Origin of the sequence: Paracoccus suum, from assembly GCF_003324675.1 — a bacterium.
GTDB lineage: Bacteria > Pseudomonadota > Alphaproteobacteria > Rhodobacterales > Rhodobacteraceae > Paracoccus > Paracoccus suum.
Genome location: NZ_CP030918.1, coordinates 2,433,243 through 2,453,655, shown reverse-complemented (window position 1 = coordinate 2,453,655; position 20,413 = coordinate 2,433,243). Strand labels below are relative to the sequence as shown.

At 67.4% G+C, this 20,413-nt stretch carries 22 protein-coding genes and 1 pseudogene; 2 read left to right on the top strand and 21 right to left on the bottom strand.

The features are described 5' to 3' along the window. Nucleotides 1-24 precede the first annotated feature (24 nt). Nucleotides 25-828 (top strand): glycosyl transferase, encoded by an 804-nt coding sequence (locus DRW48_RS11995; RefSeq protein WP_114077535.1) that lies wholly within the window; start codon nt 25-27, stop codon nt 826-828. Between the two features lie 20 nt (nt 829-848). On the opposite strand, the gene DRW48_RS11990 is transcribed toward DRW48_RS11995, so the two are convergent. From DRW48_RS11990 to pqqA, 7 genes are all read right to left on the bottom strand, one after another. Continuing rightward, the gene (locus DRW48_RS11990) at nt 849-1,448 is read right to left on the bottom strand and encodes a riboflavin synthase (RefSeq protein WP_114076637.1); all 600 of its coding nucleotides are present in this window, start codon (nt 1,446-1,448) and stop codon (nt 849-851) included. Nucleotides 1,449-1,524: 76 nt separating this feature from the next. Next, complete coding sequence (locus tag DRW48_RS11985; protein WP_114076636.1) at nt 1,525-2,301, bottom strand: quinoprotein dehydrogenase-associated SoxYZ-like carrier; 777 nt, start codon at nt 2,299-2,301, stop codon at nt 1,525-1,527. Then, the gene (gene pqqE, locus DRW48_RS11980) at nt 2,301-3,452 is read right to left on the bottom strand and encodes a pyrroloquinoline quinone biosynthesis protein PqqE (RefSeq protein WP_114076635.1); all 1,152 of its coding nucleotides are present in this window, start codon (nt 3,450-3,452) and stop codon (nt 2,301-2,303) included. The genes DRW48_RS11985 and pqqE overlap by 1 nt, the downstream gene beginning before the upstream one ends. After that, on the bottom strand, nt 3,443-3,757 hold the full coding sequence (gene pqqD / locus DRW48_RS11975) for a pyrroloquinoline quinone biosynthesis peptide chaperone PqqD (RefSeq protein WP_114076634.1): 315 nt from the start codon (nt 3,755-3,757) through the stop codon (nt 3,443-3,445). Before pqqD ends, pqqE begins: the two co-directional genes overlap by 10 nt. Then, nucleotides 3,754-4,500 (bottom strand): pyrroloquinoline-quinone synthase PqqC, encoded by a 747-nt coding sequence (gene pqqC, locus DRW48_RS11970; RefSeq protein ID WP_114076633.1) that lies wholly within the window; start codon nt 4,498-4,500, stop codon nt 3,754-3,756. The genes pqqD and pqqC overlap by 4 nt, the downstream gene beginning before the upstream one ends. Continuing rightward, entirely contained in the window at nt 4,494-5,384 is an 891-nt protein-coding gene (gene pqqB, locus DRW48_RS11965) for a pyrroloquinoline quinone biosynthesis protein PqqB (RefSeq protein WP_114076632.1), read from the bottom strand. Before pqqB ends, pqqC begins: the two co-directional genes overlap by 7 nt. Before the next feature lie 55 nt (nt 5,385-5,439). Then, nucleotides 5,440-5,532: a pyrroloquinoline quinone precursor peptide PqqA gene (pqqA, locus tag DRW48_RS11960; protein ID WP_114076631.1), complete on the bottom strand. Its 93-nt coding sequence runs from the start codon at nt 5,530-5,532 to the stop codon at nt 5,440-5,442. Between the two features lie 136 nt (nt 5,533-5,668). Between pqqA and DRW48_RS11955 the strand changes: the two genes are divergently transcribed. Further along, nucleotides 5,669-6,718, top strand: coding sequence for a quinoprotein relay system zinc metallohydrolase 2 (locus tag DRW48_RS11955; protein ID WP_114076630.1), 1,050 nt, complete (start codon nt 5,669-5,671; stop codon nt 6,716-6,718). Here the strand turns inward: DRW48_RS11955 and DRW48_RS11950 are convergent. From DRW48_RS11950 to gfa, 14 genes and pseudogenes are all read right to left on the bottom strand, one after another. Continuing rightward, nucleotides 6,696-7,526, bottom strand: coding sequence for a hypothetical protein (locus DRW48_RS11950; protein WP_199286096.1), 831 nt, complete (start codon nt 7,524-7,526; stop codon nt 6,696-6,698). The two genes, DRW48_RS11955 and DRW48_RS11950, sit on opposite strands and share 23 nt — an antisense overlap. Next, a complete protein-coding gene (locus tag DRW48_RS11945) occupies nt 7,526-8,416 on the bottom strand; it encodes an ABC transporter permease (protein WP_114076629.1) in 891 nt (296 codons plus the stop codon). The genes DRW48_RS11950 and DRW48_RS11945 overlap by 1 nt, the downstream gene beginning before the upstream one ends. Continuing rightward, a complete protein-coding gene (locus tag DRW48_RS11940; RefSeq protein WP_114076628.1) occupies nt 8,413-9,162 on the bottom strand; it encodes an ATP-binding cassette domain-containing protein in 750 nt (249 codons plus the stop codon). Before DRW48_RS11940 ends, DRW48_RS11945 begins: the two co-directional genes overlap by 4 nt. Then, nucleotides 9,159-9,731, bottom strand: a complete 573-nt coding sequence (locus tag DRW48_RS11935; RefSeq protein ID WP_114076627.1) for a cupredoxin domain-containing protein — start codon at nt 9,729-9,731, stop codon at nt 9,159-9,161. Before DRW48_RS11935 ends, DRW48_RS11940 begins: the two co-directional genes overlap by 4 nt. Before the next feature lie 8 nt (nt 9,732-9,739). Next, nucleotides 9,740-10,720, bottom strand: coding sequence for a YVTN family beta-propeller repeat protein (locus DRW48_RS11930; protein WP_114076626.1), 981 nt, complete (start codon nt 10,718-10,720; stop codon nt 9,740-9,742). An 8-nt stretch (nt 10,721-10,728) separates the two neighbouring features. Next, nucleotides 10,729-11,835, bottom strand: coding sequence for an ABC transporter substrate-binding protein (locus DRW48_RS11925; RefSeq protein ID WP_422385731.1), 1,107 nt, complete (start codon nt 11,833-11,835; stop codon nt 10,729-10,731). 317 nt (nt 11,836-12,152) lie between these two features. Next, on the bottom strand, nt 12,153-12,689 hold the full coding sequence (locus tag DRW48_RS11920; RefSeq protein WP_114076625.1) for a rhodanese-like domain-containing protein: 537 nt from the start codon (nt 12,687-12,689) through the stop codon (nt 12,153-12,155). After that, entirely contained in the window at nt 12,686-13,480 is a 795-nt protein-coding gene (locus tag DRW48_RS11915; protein ID WP_114077533.1) for a substrate-binding domain-containing protein, read from the bottom strand. Before DRW48_RS11915 ends, DRW48_RS11920 begins: the two co-directional genes overlap by 4 nt. 158 nt (nt 13,481-13,638) lie before the next feature. Beyond that, entirely contained in the window at nt 13,639-14,463 is an 825-nt protein-coding gene (locus DRW48_RS11910; RefSeq protein ID WP_241963254.1) for a c-type cytochrome, methanol metabolism-related, read from the bottom strand. A gap of 571 nt (nt 14,464-15,034) precedes the next feature. Beyond that, nucleotides 15,035-16,828, bottom strand: a pseudogene (locus DRW48_RS11900) (methanol/ethanol family PQQ-dependent dehydrogenase); the annotation flags it as partial. A 288-nt stretch (nt 16,829-17,116) separates the two neighbouring features. After that, entirely contained in the window at nt 17,117-17,953 is an 837-nt protein-coding gene (gene fghA, locus DRW48_RS11895; RefSeq protein WP_114076624.1) for an S-formylglutathione hydrolase, read from the bottom strand. 9 nt (nt 17,954-17,962) lie between these two features. Continuing rightward, complete coding sequence (locus DRW48_RS11890) at nt 17,963-18,460, bottom strand: GNAT family N-acetyltransferase (protein WP_114076623.1); 498 nt, start codon at nt 18,458-18,460, stop codon at nt 17,963-17,965. After that, the gene (locus DRW48_RS11885) at nt 18,460-19,587 is read right to left on the bottom strand and encodes an S-(hydroxymethyl)glutathione dehydrogenase/class III alcohol dehydrogenase (protein WP_114076622.1); all 1,128 of its coding nucleotides are present in this window, start codon (nt 19,585-19,587) and stop codon (nt 18,460-18,462) included. Before DRW48_RS11885 ends, DRW48_RS11890 begins: the two co-directional genes overlap by 1 nt. A gap of 165 nt (nt 19,588-19,752) precedes the next feature. Further along, nucleotides 19,753-20,328, bottom strand: coding sequence for an S-(hydroxymethyl)glutathione synthase (gene gfa / locus DRW48_RS11880; protein WP_114077531.1), 576 nt, complete (start codon nt 20,326-20,328; stop codon nt 19,753-19,755). Nucleotides 20,329-20,413: the final 85 nt, after the last annotated feature.

The following is a 20,413-nucleotide window of genomic DNA, read 5'->3' as shown; positions in this document are numbered from 1 at the left end:
GGCATGGCAGGCGACAATCGCGCGATGAAACAGATCATCTGCATCAAATGGGGCGACAAATATGGCCCCGAGCATGTCAATCGCCTGTATGGCGGCATCGCGCGCAACATCACCCCGCCATTCCGGCTGATCTGCTTTACCGACAGCGACGCGGGCCTGCGCCCGGAGGCCGAGGTCCGCCCCCTGCCCGATTTCGCCTATGAAGCGCCCAGGAACACACGCGGCAAATGGCCAAAATCGCGGCTCTGGGGGGATTTGGGGGACATCACTGGCGTGGTCCTGTTCATGGACCTCGACATCATCGTCACGGGCAATCTCGACGGGTTCTTCGACTACGGCCGGCCCGAGGACTTCATCCTCGCCCGCAACCCGAACACGCCGTTCGAGCGGTTGGGCCAGACCTCGCTCTATCGCATGACCGTCGGCGCGCTGCAGCCGTTGCAGGGCATCTTTGCGGCCGATCCGCAGGGCATCGCCGACAAATATCGCTACGAGCAGCGTTTCGTGACGCGCAATGCCCCCGGTGGGGTGCGGTTCTGGCCTCGCGGCTGGGTGGCGCATTTCCGGTGGCACTGCGTGCCGGGCTTTCCGCTGAACTACATGCTGGCGCCGCAGCCGCCGCGCGGTACGAAAGTGGTGATCTTTCCCGGCGGGACCGACCCCAAGGACGCGCTGCAGGGCCGCTGGTCGGGGCGCCATCCGCTGCGTACGGGCGCGGCCGACCACCTGCGCGCCACCTTTGACGGCCGGCGGCAGGAAAAGCTGCTCTCGCACCTGCGTCATTTCCACCGCAAGGCCGACTGGATCGCCGAGAACTGGCGCGAGTGACCGTCAGTCGGCGCGGGGGCTCAGCCCTGCGCCGCCTCGGCCAGCCGGGCGACATAGCGCGCCATGGTGTCGACCTCGAGGTTGACGGCATCGCCGACGCGCGCCTCGCCCCAAGTGGTGACCTGCCGCGTATGCGGGATCAGGTTGACGCCGAACGTCGCGCCCTCGACCTCATTCACCGTCAGCGAGGTGCCGTTCAGCGCGACCGAGCCCTTGGTGGCGATGAACCGCGCCAGATCGGGCGGCGCGCGGAAGCTCAGGCGCAGGCTGTCGCCCTCCGGCACCATCGCCTCGATCACCGCGACGCCGTCGACATGGCCGCTTACGATATGGCCCCCCAACTCGTCACCGAGCCGCAGCGCCCGTTCAAGGTTCAGGTGCTGCCCGACCGCCCAGCCATTCGCGCCGATATTGGTGCGCGCCAGCGTCTCGGCAGAGATGTCGACGTCGAACCAGTCCTCGCCCTTGCCCACGACAGTCAGGCAGACACCGTCGCAGGCGATCGAAGCGCCGAGGGCTACGCCCTCCATGTCATAGCCGCATCCGATCCGCGCGCGCATGTCGCCGCGCAACTCGACGGCGCGAACGGTGCCGATGGCGGTGACGATCCCGGTGAACATGCGCGCCCCTCGCTGCTGGTGCCTTTGGCGCCATGACGTAGCCATTAGGGGCGCCCGCCGCAACGGCGTGTCCGGCTCAGTTCAGGGTGAGCGCCTGGTCGAACTGATGGCCGTCGGTATCCTCGGCATGGACAGTGACCGGGCCCGTGCCGGGCGTCACCGCAAATCGGAACACCGGGTCCTCGGCGACCGAGATCCCCGCGCTCATCGTCAGCCAGGGGGCGTCACCCTGCCGGACTTCCATCCGGTCGATGAACATGGCGGGAATATCGAGCAGCGTGACCTGATCGCGCTGCAAGCCGCTGCTCATCGGATGGCGAATCATCAGCGTCGCCATGGTGCGCCCGTCGTCGGCTGGCGCTGCCTTCAGCCGCATCTGCCCCATCTCGGCCGCAGCCGCCTTCGGGTCCTTCGACGCCGGGGCCGCACACCCGCCCGAGGCCTTGACGAACCGCCCCGCCATGACCTGCCGTCCATCCTTCAGCCATGCGACGGCCCGGACATCGGAATAGGCGTTGACGCGGACCCGGACTTCCATGTCCAGCGGCATCAGCGCGGTGCCGAAGGTAAAGTCGGCGGCAACCGGTGCCGGGTTGTTGTCTATCACCAGCACCAGCCGCTCGATCGGGGCAGCGCCCGGCGGCTGGGTCAGGTGGATCGGCACCACCGCCGGATCATCCGCACGGGCCGGGGCGTCCAGCAACAACTGGCCCGGATCAATCGGTGGGTCAGGCGCGTCCGCGATCAGGGTGTCGCGAATATCCGGCCATGCTTCAGAGGGTTGCAAGGGATTCTGCACATCCGCCACCGCGGGCTGGGCAAGCAGCAGGCAAAGGCTCAGGGCAAGGCGCATCAGGCATCCTCCCGAACGGGGCGCGGCATCCGCCGCCACGTGAATCCCGATACCTCTGGCGCCGCGACCTCGGCGGCGACCCTCGCCGCGAGTTCGGCGTGGAGGGGCGATAGGATGCACACCGGGTCGGTCGCCCGCGCATCCCCGGCAAGCCGCATCGCCTGGCAGCGGCAGCCGCCAAAATCGACTTCCTTGCGCGGGCAGGAGGCGCAGGGCTCGGCCATCCAGCCGGTGCCGCGATAGGCGTTGAAGGCAGGCGATTGCTCCCAGATCTCGGCCAGCGAGGCCTCGCGAACATTGGGAAAACTCAGGTGCGGGATGGTCTGCGCGGCATGGCACGGCAGGACGGTGCCGTCGGGCGTCACGTTCAGCCCGGTCGAGCCCCAGCCGCCCATGCAGGCCTTGGGATAGCGCGCGTGGTGATCGGCCGGGACGTAATCGACCACCATTCGGCCGCGCAGCCTTACGCGCGCGGCATCGACCACTTCCCGAGCGGTGCGGGCCTGCGCCTCGGTCGGCATCAGCATGGGCCGGTTCAGCTCGGCCCAGCCGTGGAACTGGACGGTCGCAACCTCGATCCGTCGCGCGCCCAGCGCCTCTGCCATGGCGATGGCCTGCGGCAGGTCGTCGATGTTCTGGCGATGCACCACGGCATTCAGCGTCAGCGGCAGCCCGGCCGCGACGATCCATTCGGCCGCCTGCATCTTGCGCGCAAAGCCGCCGCGATAGCCGCCGATCCAGTCCGACATGGCGGCGTTCACACCCTGCACAGACAGTTGGACATGATCTACCCCGGCCGCATCCAGCGCCCGCACCCGCGCCTCGGTCAGGCCGACGCCCGAGGTGATGAGGTTCACGTAGAGGCCAGCTTCGCGCGCGCCGGCGCAAATCTCCTCCAGGTCGCGGCGCGAGGCTGGCTCGCCGCCAGAGATATGCACCTGCAGAACGCCAATCGCCGCCGCTTCGCGAAATACGCGCATCCAGGTATTCGCGTTGATTTCGGTACTTGCTGCCGATAGTTGCAACGGATTCGAGCAATAGGGGCAGGCCAGCGGGCAGCGGTGCGTGATCTCGGCCAGCATCGCCATGGGCGGCCGGACGGCAACCCGGTTGCCGTCGATGTCGCACGGCTGGGTTGAGATCACGTCCATGGTTTGTCCGGGGTTGTGAACACCAACCGGCGCTCGATCAGGCCGGACAGAAACTCGGACACGTCGGGCAGAACCTCGGCCGGCGGCGCGCCAAAGCGGGCGCCCAGATCGCCGGCGATCTGGGCCACGCTGCGCCGTCCGTCGAGCGAGGTCAGGATCGCGTCCCCCACCTCATCCAGTTGCATCGCCCGCTCAGGACCGAGCAGAACGCGCATGCCCCGCACCTTGTCCTCGGCAAGGCGCACACCGCGCGGCAGCCAGGGCACGGCATGTGGGTCGAGCTTGAGGGTTTGCGCGTCCGTCATCGCAATCCCTCGCCCGGTTGCCAGGCGCCCGGCGGGATGCGGCCGGGCTCGACATAGCCCGACCAAAGGGCGTCCAGTTGCGCCCACAGCACGTCGGTCTTGAAGGTCAGCGCATCGGCCGCCGCGTCCTGCTTTTCCGCCGTATCGGCGTGATCGAGGACATGGCGCAGCCCGAAGGCAACGTCGCGCGGTGCCTCGGCAAGCCGGGTGCGAAAATAGCTGAGCGCCGTTTCATCCGCGAAATCATAATGTTGCAGAAGCCCTTCGATACGTTCGGCATGAATTTTCGGGGCGAACATCTCGGTCAGAGACGAGGCAACGGCGTCCAGCAAGGGCATGTCGCGCACGAAGCGGACATAGGCATCGACTGCGAAACGCGTCGCCGGCATCACGCCCGCACCGCTGGCGACGTAGCCCGGGTCGAGGCCCACCGCCTCGGCCAATCGCAGCCAACGGCGCAGGCCGCCGCCCTCGTCCAGACCACCGTCATGATCCTCGATCCGCGAGCGCCAGGCGCGGCGCAAGGCCGGGTCGGTCACGCGCGACATGAAAGCCGCGTCCTTCATCGGGATGCGCGATTGGTAATACCAGCGGTTGATCACCCAGGCGCGGACCTGGTCGGCACTCGCCTGCCCGCCGTGGAGCAGCGCATGGAACGGGTGTCGGTCGTGGTAGCGTGCCGCGCCGATGGCCCGTAGCCGTGCCTCGAAACTCTCGCGGTCGAGGGGTGGGCGGCTCAGCATGTGACCTCCATTCCGTCATGCGCAACGCGCCAGCCGGCGGCCGCGGCGGTCGCGCGGGCGGAACTGTCGGGATCGACCAGCGGATTCGAATTATTGATATGGATCAGGATCTTGTCGCCAATTTCTGTTCCGTCCAGCGCAGCCATGCTGCCGTCCGCGCCGGAGACAGCCATATGCCCCATGCGCCGACCCGTCTTGGTCGAGAGGCCGGCGCGCGGCATCTCGTCATCGGTCCAGACCGTCCCGTCGAGCAGCAGCAGATCGGCGCCTGCAAGCCGCGCGCGCAGCATCGGCGGCATGGCCGCGCAAGCCGGGGCATAGACCGCCCGCTTGCCGCCCGAGGTCAGCTCGACCGCCACGGTCTCCTCGCCCATGGCGTCGGTCACCACCTGTCCCGCTTCGAGATACAGCGGCACCTTGCCCGGCACCGGCATCAGCCGCGCGGTCAGGCCGGGCAGCAGGTCGAACGGCGTTTCCACGGCGATCACCTCGCGCAGGACGATGCTCGGATCAAGGGCGTTCAGCATCGGGTTTCCAGCCAGCACATCATGAATCGCCGCGGTGGCCAGCAAACGGAATGGCTGGCCCTCGCGCAGGGTCAGCAGGCCGGCCACGTGATCCAGATCGCCATTGGTCAGCAGCACGGCGGCAATCGAGCTGCCGCGCAACGTTTTAGGATGCAGCGCCGGCGTTGCGGCGATCTGCGCGCGGATGTCCGGCGAGGCGTTGATCACCGCCCACGTGGCGCCGTCCGCGCTGACAGCAATCGAGGACTGCGTCATCGGCGCGATCCGCCCCGACCGCGCCCCCTCGCAATTACGGCAACCGCAGTTCCACTGCGGCAGGCCGCCGCCCGCGCCGGCCCCCAGAACGATCAGGCGCATGTTGAGCCATCCTGATTCCGGCCGCGGGACTTGGCGCGCCGCGACCGGGACTGCATCAGAAAAGGACGGGCTCGTCCTCGGCCGGGGCGTACATGTTGATCTCCATGCCGCAGGCGATTTCCTTCAAAACGGGTTTTTTCCAGGCCATCGGTCATCTTCCCCTTGCACTCGCCACTGTTGGCGCCCGTCCAGCTTAGGCCACGGCGCGGGCCTGTCCATCCGTCGAAGGTCGCACTTGAGCCGTGAGAGGCGGCAGCGCCGGCGCGCCCGTGATATGAGGGGGCATGTTTCATCTGCTCGTCATGGCCTGCACCGTGGGCGGCACCTGCGCCGAACGCTGGCTGCCGCAGGGTGATAATGCGCAAATCGCCGCCTGCGAAGCTGGCGCGACCGCTGTTGCCTCTCCGTGGCTGGCGGCACATTCGATGCGCGGTGAGGGGCAGCGGTGCGCTCCCACCGACACGTTGCCCACGCTGACGCTGGCGCCGGTCGCGTCAGGCGTGTGGGTCCATTTGGGCGCGCCGGGCACTGCCAGTGCCGACAATCATGGGGAAATTGCCAACAGCGGCGTCGTGACGGGACCGCGCGGCGTTGCCGTCATCGACCCCGGCGGCACGCGGGCCGAGGCCGAGGCGCTGCTGGCCGCCATTCGCCGCCTGACGCCCCTGCCCGTCACCACGGTCGTCCTGACCCATGCCCATCCCGACCACAGCCTGGGGGCCGAGTTGTTCCACGAGGCCGGCGCGCAGGTCATCGCGAATGCCGCCCTGCCAGCCTCGCTCGCGGCGCGGCGCGCGACGTGGGAAAGCGGTTACCGCGAGACCCTGGGCGAGGCAGCCTGGCATGGCAGCGCCTTCATCGCACCGGACAAACTGCTAGCTGAGGGCGAGGCAGTGGGTTTCGGCGGCGACAGCTTGGATCTGACCCCCCAGCCGCCGGGGCACAGCGATGCGGATCTGACGGCGTGGCACGGCGCCAGCCGCACGCTGTTTACCGGCGATCTGCTGTTTCGCGGCACGACACCGGTTCTGGACGGCTCGATCATCGGCTGGCTGGCGTGGCTCGGAAAGGCCCCAGAACCACCGCCCGACCATGTCGTACCTGGCCACGGTCCGGTTGCTGCCGGTTGGGTCGAAGGCAGTGCCGAGACGCGCAGCTACCTTGAAGCACTGGCGCAGACCGTCCGCGCGGCGATTGCGGAGGGACGATCGCTGAGCGAGGCGATCCCGCAGGTGGTCGAGGCCATGCGTCCCTTGGCGGCCGACCTTGGAGATTTCGACGCCACCACCGCGCGCGATGCGGCAAGCGCCTTCAAGGAGCTTGAGTGGGAGTAATTCCCGGCCCGGTCGCACCAGCCCCCGAGGCGTCCACGCCTGGCGTTTCCGTCCCGTCCGCCGTCGTCCCTGGCGGGCTTGGCGCCGCGTCGGCCCCCGCCGGTTTCGCTTCGCCCGCAACAGGCGTGTCGTTTCCCGCCGCGTTTACCTTGTCGGGTTTTGCGCCCGTCTCTTCGGTCCCCGCCACGTCTGACCCACCCGCACCTTCCGGCGCGGCGGCGATGAGGCGTGCGATCTCGAACAAGCGCTGCTCCATCAGCACCGGGCTTTCGCAGACCGCGCTCAGCATCTGGCGCCGCTCTTCAAAGATGCGCTGATCCCAGTCGAGCTTTTCTTCCTCGGCATCGATCTTGTCGAAATCGGGCTTGGCTTCCTGCGCCATCGCGTCAAGGGTCGCGCGACGCTCTGCGACGTGGCGTGCAAGGTCGGCCTGCCCCTCGCCATAGCGCGTGATGCCATCAAGGATCGCGGTCCGCTGTCGGTCAACCCGCGCCAGGGTCGCGAGCATCAGTGCAGTGCGCTGCTCCGGGGTCGCCTCCACAGCGAAGGCGTCGATCAGCTCGCGCGCGGAATCGATCGGCACGCGCCGCAGGGCGAGAGTCTCGGCCAGCGTGTCGATCGTCTGGTCATTCTTGGCGAGCGCCTCGGCCTGCGGTGTCGGAGCCGGGCCGGTCCACATCTGGCCGATCGACAGATGCGGCTGGCGCGGCTGTACGCAGGGCCATTCGGCGGTCGCCTCGGCCGCCATAGCCGGGGCCGCAAGCATTAGGCCCAAGGCCGCGCCCGAAGCTGTCACAAGAAATCGCATCACCCCTCCTTTCGGCGCGGGCCGCCCCGCGCGGGATCGTACAGCCTGACGGCGAGGCCAAAGAACAGCACCAGGCAGCCCATGACGACGCCCAGCGACAGCCAGTCCACCTGAAGGTAGAGGGCAAAGCGGATCAGTTCGACCGCGTAGGTAAAGGGGTTCAGCGCACAGATGTCGCGCAGCAGCGGGCTGCCCTCGTTCATGCGCCAGAGCGGATAGAGCGCGCTGGAGGCGAAGAACATCGGGAAGATCACGAAGTTCATGACCCCGGCAAAATTCTCGAGCTGGCGGATGGCCGAGCTGAGCAGCAGCCCAAGCGCGCCCAGCATCAGGCCTGACAGCACCAGTGCGGGCACGACCGCGAGATAGCCGAGCAGCGGCGGGCGGATATCCCAGAGCCAGGCAATCGCCAGAAAGACGGCCGCTTGGATGATCGAAACGAACACCCCGGCGACGAGCTTGGAAAGCAGCAGGAACCAGCGAGGCAGCGGGCTGACCAGCAAGGTGCGCATCGCCCCCGTCTCGCGGTCATAGACCATCGAGAGCGAGGATTGCATGCCGTTGAATAGTTGGATCATCGCAACGAGGCCGGGCGTCACATAGACTTCGTAAAGGACATAGGTGTTGTAGGGGGGCGTGATGGACAGCCCGAGCACTGCGCGGAATCCTGCGGCAAAGATGAACAACCAGACGAGCGGCCGCACGAGTGCGGCCAGGAAGCGGCCCCGCTGGTTGACAAAGCGCAGTGCCTCGCGCCGGGCGATGCCGGCGAAGGCAATGGCGTAGGCGCGGGGTGGCAGCCGGGGGGGCGCGGAGGCATTGCCGGGACCCACCGCCGCGTCGGCCGGGGCTGGTACGGACTGCGCCTCCGCGTTCGAAATCGCGTTCATGCCGCCGCCTGCGCGCCGGTCAGGCTGAGGAAGGCGGCGGTCAGATCGCCCTCCCGCGCCAAATCCTGTGGCGGCCCGGACCACAGTACGCGCCCCTGATGCAGGACGATGATGGCGTCAGCCTCGGTCACCTCGGCCAGCAGGTGGGTGGCCCACAAGACGCCGACCGCGCCGGTCCGCGTCAGGCGCTGGGTGAGGGCGAGAACCTCGGCCCGAGAGCGGACATCGAGGCCGGTGGTCGGCTCGTCGAGGATCATGACCTCGGGCCGGTGGATCAGGGCGCGGGCGATCTCGGCGCGGCGGACCTGCCCGCCCGACAAGGTGGCGACGCGGGCGCGGGCTTTGTCCTGCAGATCTACCAGGGCCAGGACCTCGGCGATCCGCCCCCGCGCCTCCGCCCGGCCGATCCCATGCAGCGCCGCGTGGTAGTGCAGGTTCTGCGCCACGGTCAGGTCCGCATCGAGGGCGCGGCTCTGGAACACCACGCCCAGACGCGCGAGCGCGGCAGAGGGAGCGCGGCGCAGGTCATGGCCGGCAATCGCGACCCGTCCTGCGCCGCTGTCGTAGAGGCGGGTTGCGACATTGATCAGCGTCGATTTGCCGGCCCCGTTGATGCCCAGCAGGGCCACGAACTGCCCCGCCATCACCTGAAGCGACACCCCGTCCAGGGCTCGGGTCAGACCAAAGGCGTGGCTGACACCCTCGACCAGCAGCGCCGGTGGACGAAGGGCGACGTCTTGGGTCATTCGATCACGAACGTAGCTTTCTGGCCCTCGCCGCTGGATCCGGGGACGGACAGGGCGTAGCTGCCGGGCCGGATTGCGACGAAGCTGATGGTGGCCGTGCCGGCGTCGTCGAACTCCAGGCTGTGCAGACCCATGGGCCTGATCTCGATATCGTTGATGACCACCTCGTTGACCCAGATGGCACGGAAGAAATCGCCGCCGGAAAGGGCCAGTTCGGCCGAGCCATCGGCGGAGACCTCGATCCGGTAGTAGCCCCCCGACTTCAACCTGTACGGGGCGCCGGCGACGGGCTTGCCGGAGGCGAGCGTTAGGGGCGCCAGATCTTCGCGGTTGGCGCGGCTCATGATGCCGGAGGGCCCGTAGTCGTGATGCCCGGGACCGGCAACGCTGGCGGCGGCGGCAGGCGCTTCGCCGCTGTCGGCGTCAGTGTCATCGGCGTCAGGCGCCTCCGCTTGGGCCACCGCGCCATTCGGAGCGGTATCAACGGGTGCCTTGGCTGCGTCCTGCGCCGCCACGGCCCAGCCGCTCGCTAACAGCGCTAGCAGCGCCAGACCGAATTGAATCTGCATGCTCGTCCTCATGGTTTGTCAGGTCCGACAACAACGCCCCAAGGCTGCTGACCGACCTGCACCGATTGGATCACCTTGCGCGCCGGGACATCGATGATCGAAACGTCGTTGCTGTTGCCATTGGTGGTGAACAGCCGGCTCTGATCGGCATTGAAGGCCAGTTGCCAGACCCGCTGCCCGGTCAAAAGGTAATCCTCGACCTCCAGCGTGTCGGCATTGACCACCGCAACCCGGTTCGCCGGCCCGAGGGCGACGAAGATCGTCTTGCCGTCATGCGTGACCTTGACCCCGACCGGCTGGATCGCCTCGGGCAGCACGCCCTGGATCTCGAACTTTATGGTGCCGGTGACGGTCTGGGTCGCCGGATCGATGACGCTGACCGTGCCGCCGATCTCGGACGAGACGTAAAGCCGGCTGCCGTCATCGCTGAACTGGGCAAAGCGCGGGCGTTGGTCCACCAGAACGTTGGCGGTGATCTCGTGGGTCGTCGTGTCGATGAAATGGGCCATGTTGGTCGTCTCGGAGGTGTTGACCACCACCTTGCCATCGGGCGAGATCCCCATCCCCTCCGGCTCGACCCCGACCGGGATCTCGGCCAGGACCTGATGGGTCTTGGTGTCGACCACGGTGACCAGATTGTCATCCTCGTTGGCGATGTAGAGCGGGTTGCCCGAGGGGTGCAGCACGAACAGTTCGGGGTCCGGGCCGGACGGCAGGCGGTGCAACTCGGCCATCGTTTTCGGGTCGTAGACCTTGACCGTATCCTCGTCCGAGACGCAGACATACAGCTCGCTCCCGTCCGGGGCGATGGTGATGCCACGCGGCCGCGCACCGACCGGATGGGTGCCGACGACTTCCAGCGTGGTGGCGTCCAGCACGGTGACGCTGTTGCCCTTTTCGTTGGTGACATAGACCTTGGCCGCCAGTGCGGGCACGGGGACTAACAGCAGCGCGCTGAGCACCAGGGGGCGGACGGCGGGATGTCGCATCGGGACCCTCACTTCAGCTTGCAGGTGGATTCGGGGCGGTCGATCCCGAGCGTGTCGAGCGCACTGGTCTGGTGCAGATACTGGTCCTGCGGCGAGACCGAGGCAACGATGGCGGGCGTCGCCAACAGGATCGGCTGGCGCAGTTGATGGTCCCAGTCACGGATCGTCAGCTTTTGACCCTTGAAGGCGCCGACCTCGAACTGCGGGCCCAACAGGCGATCGCGCAGCGCCGCGAAATCCGTGCTGGGCGCGCGGCTTGCGGCCTCGCCCAGCAGGCGCAGCGCCAGCCACACCTGGTAATCCGCCTCGCGCATCGGCCGGTGGGCCAGCGCCTCGAACCGGGTTTGCAGTTGCGTCCCGCCCCAAGCCTCTGCCGCGGGGTGCCAGGTGACCGGCGTCAGCCCGGCCGAACCGACGACCGGGCGCGCGTCCCACGTCTGGTAGGGCAGATAGGGCGCGAAGGTGCCCGCCTCGTCCGCCGCGACCAGTACGTCATGGCCGGGTGCGCGCTGCGTAAAAACCGGCATCTGCTGCTGGATCTGGACATAGCCGGTATCGGTCCGGCGGCCCCCGCCGGTGTCGGTAAATTCGCGCGTTTCGACCAGCTTGGCGCCGAACTTGGTCGCGGCGCGGGCATAGGCGGCGGCGAGGGCTTTGTCCCGCGGGTGGCTGCCTTCCACCAGGTACCACTTGCCCCATCGCTTCCACATCAGGAACTGCGCCAGCGCATCGGATTTCATCGCGCGCGAGGCGGCGACATGGATGACGTTCGCGCGGCAGTCGTCCCCGCGCAGGTCGTCCCCCTCGGCCAGCGCGTTCAGGATCAACACCTTGTCCCCAGCCTTGGCGCGCGCCGCATCGGCGAGCGCCAGCGTCTGTGCGTCGTCCGCCATGACCACGATGAACGCGCTGCCGCCGTCGATCAGGCGTTCCAACTTCGCGACCGCATCCTGCGGGGTCGCGGTCGCGGTTTCGGTTGTGAAGGTCTGACCCAGGAAACCGCCCGTGGTCGCGTTGTCGCGGGTGGCAAGCTCTGCCCCAACCAGTCCGAGGTCGGGTGGAGGCAGATCGAGCCGCGATGCCGGCGGCAGCGTTGGCGTGTCGACCCTAAGCACCCCGGCGCGTATTTCGCCCGCAGTGGGCAGCTTCGCGTTTGACGAAGCTGCGGCTGCGGGCGCCCCGGCAGGGTTGGCGGGCTGAGAGGCTGCCGCAGGAGCCACAGGAGCGGCCAGAGGGCTCGCGGGTTGGGCAGTCGAGGGCGGGCTGACGGGCGCACTGGCGGGGATCGCGGCACCGGTCAACGTCATGGCATGGATTGCCAAAAGTGCTGCGCCGGTCCCCTTTCCCATCGTCACCCCTCCCCGTCCTTGATGTTAGACCGATGGCCGGCAAGCTTGCCAGCTTTGTGAGCTAAGACCTTGGTCCTAAGCGATCACTCCGATGGGGCGACCGGCTCGAGCGTGCCGCCCGCGGCCTCCCATGCGGCAGTGCCACCGGGAAACCAGTTGACCGCGCTATAGCCAAGCGCGACCGCCCGTCGCGCGGCGTTCCAGCTGAGCCAGCAGTCCGGGCGGCAGAAAATGACCAGCGGCTTGTCCCGATCACCACCTGTAGCGCGCTGAAGGCCGGCACTCAGTGCCGCCTCCTCGGTCGGCGTCAGCCGCTCGAACCCCGCGTCGGGCAGCCACAGTGCACCGGGGATGCTGTCATGGGGCGGTACGCGCCAGAAAGTCCCGGCCGGCAAGCCTTCGGGACGGCGGGTCTGCGGCAGCACGTCGATGAAGGCCGCCCCGGCCTCGCGCAGGCGCATCGCGCCGGCGGCGTCGACGACGTTTGCCCGTCTCAGCGTCTCCGGTACGGGCGCTTCATAGGGCGCAGCATGATAGCTGTCCGGCTCTGGCACCGTCTCGGCTGCTGCGGGGATCGCGAGGGCAAGCGCGGCCAGCGCCGTTGCAAGGAGGCGTCTCATGCCGGAGGCTTGAGCGCGGTGCCTTCGTCATCAATCAGTGGCACGCCAGAATCGCGCAGGATTGCGTCGATCTCGGCCTGGTTACGGCGGATGAGGCTGTTCAACTGGCGTTTCCACGCCTGGTCCGCCGGCCGGACGCCCATGGTGATGCGATAGACCAACTTGGGCTGGCCCACCTCATGCAGCAGCGGCGCCATCGTCAGGCTGGGATCGGCCTTGACGGCCGGCCCGCCAATCGGCCCCCAGAGGATGGCGGCATCGATCTTGCCTGCGTGCAGATCGCGCAGCATGTCGCCGGCCGGGTCCTGCACGCGCCGATCGACGAACAGTGGATAATAGGCTGCAGTCTTCAGCAACCCGGCGTGCAACATGTGATTGACCGGGGGCGAGGACTCGGTCACCCCGATGCGGTGTCCCAGCAGGCGCGGATCGCTGATGCGGTCGACCCCGTCGAGCGGTCCCCCGGCCAGCGTCACGATCACATAGGCCGAGCTGTAGTAATGGTTGGTGTTCTGCACCAGCTGGTCGCCCTGGGCATAGCCGATGACGACATCGCAGGCGAAAGCGCGCAGGGTCTTGCGGATGAAGCCGGTCGTCTGCGGGAACCAGGTGTATTCCAGCGGCCGGTCGAGCTTGGCCGCGAACAGTTCCGCAATGCGGTTCTCGAAGCCGCTGCCGTCCTTGACCGACATCGGCGCATTGGCCGGATCGGCACAAACCCGGAAGGATGTTTGCGAAGCGAGTTCCGCCGCCGGCGCCGTCGCAGCGCCCGGGAACGGCGCGCCGGGCATGGGTGCGCCGCCCGGCTGCTGTGCCTCCGGGGGTGCCCCGTCAGCCGCTGGGCCCGGCACCACGACTGGGGCGTTGCCGGGCGCGGTTTGCGCCCATCCGGAGCCAGCCAGAATGACCGCCAATGTAAGGCCGGCCGCAATGGTCCGGGCGATGTGCATCACCCCATGCACTCGTCTTCGGCTGCCTTGAAGGCATCCGATTTCGGTTCTTTCTTCGGCGGGCGACCGCGGTCGACCTTGCCCTCACCGCGTGCAAGCAGATAGGCGTAGATGCCGTCCAGGTAGCACATCACGTTGTTATTGTTGCCGAACGACGGCATCACCAAGGTTTGCGCAGCGCTGACATCCTGCATGCCACCAGCGACGATGCCGGTGAAGTCGGAATAGGTGATCCGCATGACCACGTCCTTCAGCGGCGGGGCATAGGACGAGCCCATTCCATCCGGGCCGTGGCAGGTCATGCACTCGGCAGTGTAGCGGATGTAGCCGGCGAAGGTGCCGTAATCGAGCGTGCCGTCATCGGCGATCTTGTAGGTGGGATTGCCTTCGGCGGTGTACCAGATGCCGTTGTTCTGCTCGGTGGGGCCGGTGGTATCGGGGCCGGAGCCAGCCGCGGTCGGTGCTGCCTCAGGCACCGGCTCGGCAGGTGCCGCTGCGGTTGCTGCCGGGGCGGCGGCCGCAGGTGCGGCCGCGGCGGCGGGTGCGGCAGCTTGGCCGGCCGGAGATGCGGCAGGGGCCGGAGCAGCTGGGGCTGCCGGAGTGGGCGCAGCAGCAGGCGCCGGCATCGCGTCAGACGAAGCGGCGGGAGCAGGCGCCGGCGTCGCTTCAGCGGGCGCGGCGGGCGTAACGGGTGCGGTCTGCGCCGCAGCCGGGAATGGCGAGGCCGCGAGGGCCAAGGCCGCTGCCAGCGACAGGCCAAGACCGGCGGGCCGGCTGAAGTTGTTCTGGGTCGCGTGGCAGGCGTGCATGTCGCGCAGGGTCATGGATGATCTCTTTCTTCGCGGCTGGCTTCGCGGTGGAGGCTGCGCGCCCCGAGGTTACCCTCGGGACGCGCGCGTCATGTTGGTCAGATCAGTTGGAGGGCGCGGGTGCGGGCGCAGGTGCCGGCGCCGCGCCCGCAGCCGGAGCGGCGGCATCCGCCGGAGCGGCAGCCGGCGCCTCGTTCGGCGAGACGGTGCCGGTCTCCTGCGCGCTGCTCGAGGCCGTGCCGGGCTGAGCGGTTGCGGCTCCCGCCTCGGCATTGGCGTCGGTGGCAGGCGCTGCCTCCGTGCCAGCCGCGGGCGCTGCCGCCGCGGGCGCTGCAGCGTCCGCGGCAGGGGTCGCAGGGGCCGCCGGCGCCGCCGCGTCCGCCGCTGGCGCTGCGGGTGGCGCAGCACCTGCTGCTGGCGCAGCCGGTGCGGCATCAGCGGCGGGAGCTGCCCCGTCCGCTGCCGGGGCGGCAGGTGCCGCGGCCGGGGCTGGCGCCGGGGCCATGGTCCCGCTGTTGTCCATCGGAACGGGACCCGGGATCGGCTTGGTGCCCTGGGCTACCTTGGCCTCGCCCGTGCCGGTGCCCGGCACTTCAAACACGGTCAGCTGACCGCCGAGATTGGTGTATTGCGACAGCGACGCATAGCCGCCAACCGCGCCAAGACCTGCAGTCGGGTCGGTCAGACCCGCCGCAAGACCGATGCCCGCCCAGCCCCCGACGCCCGTCAGGACGGCGACATACTGCTGGCCGCCGGACTCGTAGGTCATCACGTTGCCGATGATCCCGGACGGGGTCTTGAAGCTGTAAAGCTCCTCGCCCGTTTCGGCGTCGATCGCCTTCAGATAGCCCTCGAGCGTGCCGTAAAACACCACGCCGCCGGCGGTCGCCAAGGCGCCGGACCAGACCGAGAAGGTCTCGGGGATGGTCCACTTGATCTCGCCCTTGATGTTGTCCCAGGCGATGAAGTTACCCATCCCGCCATGGCTGCCGGGCGCGGGATACATCGACAGCGTGGCCCCAATGTAGGGCTGGCCGGCGGTGTAGCTGACGCGGAACGGCTCGTAGTCCATGCAGACGTGGTTGGTCGGCACGTAGAACAGCTGCGTCTCGGGCGAGTAGGCCGCCGGCTGCTGGTCCTTGCTGCCGAGGGCGGTCGGGCAGATACCCTGAGAGTTGGTATCCTCGCCGTTCTGCTCGGTCGAGTATTTGGACACGACCTGCGGGCGGCCATACTGGTCGCTCGACGGGTCCATGACGACTTCCGTCGCCCAGTTGACGGCCGGGTCGTACTTCTTAGCGACCAACAGCTCACCCGTTTCGCGGTCGAGCGTGTAGCCAAAGCCGTTCCGGTCAAAGTGCGTGAGCAGCTTGCGATCCTTGCCGTCGAACTGCTGGTCGGTCAGGATCATCTCGTTGATGCCGTCATAGTCCCACTCGTCGTGGGGCGTCATCTGGTAGAACCACTTCGCCATGCCGGTGTCGGCATCGCGGGCCATGATCGTCATCGACCACTTGTTGTCACCCGGACGCTGCGACGGGTTCCAGGTCGAGGGGTTGCCGGTTCCGTAATAGACCAGGTTCAGATCCGGGTCATACGAGGTCCAGCCCCAGGTGGTGCCGCCGCCAATCTTCCACTGATCGCCTTCCCAGCTCTTCAGCGAACTGTCGGCGCCAATCGGCTTGCCCAGCACCATGGTCTTTTCGGGATCGACCAGCATATCGGCATCGGGTCCGGTGGACCAAGCCTGCCACGCGACGCTGCCGTCGCTGATGTTGTAGGCGGTCATGCGACCGCGCACGCCATATTCGCCGCCCGAGATCCCCACCAGGAGCTTGTCCTTGACCGGGGTCACGGTTGCGGTGCTGGTCTCGCCAATCGCCGGATCACCGGTCTTGACCGACCATTTTACCGCGCCCGACTTTGCGTCCAGCGCGACCAGCGTCGTGTCGGCCTGCGCCAGGAATACCGTGCCGTCGGCATAGGCGAGGCCGCGATAGATGGTATCGCAGCACATGACCGCGATCGTCTCGGGGTTTTGCTGCGGCTTGTAGGACCACAGGATCTTTCCGTTGTCGTTCAGATCAAGCGCAAAGATGTTGTTCGGAAACGGCGTGTGGACATACATGATGCCGTCCACGACCAGCGGTCCACCTTCGTGGCCGCGCAGCACGCCCGTCGAAAAGCTCCATGCCACGCGCATGTCACCGACGTTTTCCTTGGTGATCTGCTTCAGCGTCGAATAGCGCGTGTTGGCGTAGTCCTTGGTCTGCAACGCCCACTGGGTGTCGTCCTTGGTCAGGGCCATTACGCTTTCATTGGCCAGCGCCCCGGTTGCGAAAATGGCCAGCCCGGCGGCTGATGTCAGCAACTTCAGCATCGTTTCCCTCCCCTGTCATCCTGTCCGGACCCAGCTGCGGGGGAAGTCCCGGCGCGCCGTCCGTCAAACTGCGGCGGCCCCCTTTTCCCCCGGGACCAGATCGCAAGCACGAGTATCACAGCCCGCGGATTACAATGCGTCAACGCAGGCGGGGCTTTGCTGCGGCTAAAGTCTTATGGCTAGACTCGGCGGGTCAGCGGCGGAGCGGCGTCCCGCACCGATGGGCGAAAATGCAAACACCGCGGAGATGCCCGCGGTGTCGTTAACATCCGAAAATGTCGGCTATCTTCAGGTCCAGAGGCGCTCTGCATGCCAGTCGACGTGATCGGGCATGAAGCTGGAGACGAAGAAATAGCTGTGATCGTACCCTGGCTGCATGCGCATCATGCCCGGCTGCCGACGCTTCATCATCGCATGCGCCAGCGCCTCGGGCATCAGCTTGTCGAGGAACTGGTCTTCGCCGCCCTGGTCGATCAGCACCTCGCCGGGAAAGCCGCGCTCGGCCATCAGCAGGCTGGCGTCATGGCTCGCCCATTTCGCCTCGTCCGGCCCGAGGTAGGCCGCGAACTGCTTGCGGCCCCAGTCCGAGGCCACTGGGTTCGCGATGGGCGCGAAGGCCGAGACGCTGCGGAAACGCTCCGGCAGGGTCATCGCGAGCGTGAGCGCGCCATGGCCACCCATCGAATGGCCAGTGATCCCCTGCGCGGTCAAGTCCAGGGGGAAATGATCGCCCACAAGGGCCAGCAACTCGTCGACAACATAGTCCCACATCCGGTAATGGGGCGCCCACGGCGCCTCGGTCGCGTTGACGTAAAAGCCAGCCCCCTGCCCCAGATCGAAAGCCGCATCGTCCGCCACCCCCTCGCCCCGCGGCGAGGTATCGGGGAAGATCAGCGCGATTCCGGCTTCGGACGCGGGGCCCTGCGCCGCGGCCTTGTTCATCGCATTCTCATGCGTGCAGGTCAGGCCGGACAGGTACCACAGGACGGGGACCGGCCCTGCCTCGGCCGCCGGGGGCAGATAGACGGCAAAGGTCATATCGGTGCCGGTGGCTGCGCTCTTGTGGCGATAGACGCCCTGCGTTCCGCCAAAGGCGCGGTTTTCGGAAACGGTTTCCAGGTCCATGGGATCCTCTCAGAGCGGGCGAAACATGACGAGAGCGTCGACGAAGCCCTCGGCCGGGTGGCGAAAGGCGCCGGGCAGGCGGCACAGGGTCTGAAAGCCATGGGCAGTCCACAGCCGTATGGCACCGGTATTGGTTGCGACGACAAAGTTGAACTGCATGGCGCGAAACCCCTGCCCTGCCGCCCAGTCGAGCGCATGGGCGCAAAGCGCAGAGGCGACTCCCTGCCCGCGCGCCTCGGGGGCGGTCGCGAACGAGGCGTTGGCGACATGATCGCCCCCGCCGGGACGGTTTGCGCCAACATGCGAAGTGCCGAGGATGCGACTTTGCGCATCCTCGGCCACGAACACCGAGAAGGGCGGCGCATGCCAGTCGGCCAGCGCTGCCTCGCGAGTGATGTCGCGCGGCACGCAATACGTCTGCCCCGCGCGAAACACCGGCTGCAGCACTGACCAGATCGCGTCGGCATCGTCCGCCGCGGCCGGGCGGACGGTGATGCCTGACGCCATCAGTAGACGACGACGCTGCGGATCGACTCGCCAGCGTGCATCAGGTCGAACCCCTTGTTGATTTCGTCCAGCGTCAGCAGGTGGGTGATCAGCGGGTCGATCTGGATCTTTCCGTCCATGTACCAGTCGACGATCATCGGCACATCCGTGCGGCCGCGCGCGCCGCCAAATGCGCTGCCCTTCCAGACGCGGCCGGTGACCAGCTGGAACGGACGGGTCTGGATTTCGGCCCCCGCGGGCGCCACGCCGATCACGATCGACTGGCCCCAGCCGCGATGGCATGCCTCCAGCGCCTGGCGCATGACATTGACGTTGCCGGTGCAATCGAAGGTGTAGTCGCAACCGCCGATCTGATCGAACGGCGTCTTGGTCATGTTGACCAGCGTCTCGACCACATTGCCGACGTCCTTCGGGTTGACGAAATGGGTCATGCCGAAGCGGCGACCCCATTCCTCGCGGTCGTTGTTGATGTCGACGCCGATGATCATGTCAGCGCCAGCCATCTTGAGGCCCTGGATGACGTTGAGGCCGATACCCCCGAGGCCGAAGACCGCGCATTTCGCGCCCTGCTCGACCTTGGCGGTATAGATCACCGCGCCGACCCCGGTCGTCACGCCACAGCCGACATAGCAGATCTTGTCGAACGGCGCGTCCTCGGCAACCTTGGCGACCGCGATCTCGGGCAGGACGGTATAGTTCGAGAAGGTCGAGCAGCCCATGTAGTGAAACAAGGGCGTGCCATCCAGCATTTGAAAGCGGGTGGTCCCGTCGGGCATCAGGCCCTGGCCCTGCGTGCTGCGGATCGCGGTGCAAAGATTCGTCTTGCGCGACAGGCAGGACGGGCAGTTGCGGCATTCCGGAGTATAGAGCGGAATGACGTGGTCGCCCACCTTGACCGAGGTAACGCCCGGGCCGACTTCGACCACGATGCCAGCGCCCTCGTGACCCAGGATGGCGGGAAACAGCCCCTCGGGGTCGGCGCCGGACAGCGTGAATTCATCGGTATGGCAGATGCCGGTGGCTTTGATCTCCACCATGACCTCGCCAGCCTTCGGCCCGTCGAGTTCGACTTCCATCACCTCGAGCGGACGCCCGGCCTCGAGCGCGACTGCGGCGCGGGTTTTCATCTGGAACTCTCCTTCGGCTGGACGCGAGATGCGTGATCGCTCGCGGTTGGGTATGGGTGCTGGCTCAGTAGCCCGGAACGGGTGTGGGGGCAGCCCCGAAAGGATGCCCCCGATCTTCGGTGCGTGTGAGCGCCTTGCCTCTGCGCGGACGTTTCAAGGCTGACTTTATGCCGCCAATTTTCCCGTGGCCTTGGCGATATGCGTCGCAATGGCGTCCATCAGCGGTGGGGACAGCGCGTCATAGGGAGGCAGGCCAAGTTCGCGCAGGCGGGCGCGGATAGCGTCCATATTGCCGGGCGGCGTGCCGCTTTCGATCACGCTGCTGACGAAGGCCGCGAACTCGGGTGCCGACCAGCCGTCCTGGTCCGAAAGCTCGGTATGGACGAAATCGAGGCCGTAGAACGGATGATCCTTGTTCTCGATCCGGCCATACATGTGGACGCCGCAGTCCCGGCAGCGGTGGCGCTGGATCGCCGCGTTGCTGTCCACCACCTCAAGCTTGTCCTCGCCCGAGACCACGCTGACCGCGTCCCGGCCGACCACGGCGACCTGGCTGAAGGTCGCGCCTTCGGGCTTCCAGCACTTGGTGCAGCCGCAAACATGGTTGTGGGCAGTGTTCGCGCCGACCTTCACGCGCACCGGGTTGCTGGCGCAATGGCAGTGCAACTCGCCGCCGGCGAAGTTCAGCTGCCCCGGCCGCACGCCGTTGTCGACGGCCGGATGGATAGACACGTTCGCCATCATCTCCTCCCTGGAGTTACCTGGACGAAGGCTGTCATTCCGCCCGCCGTCCCGCCAGTAAGCAATAGGTTTGAGGCGGGCGTTT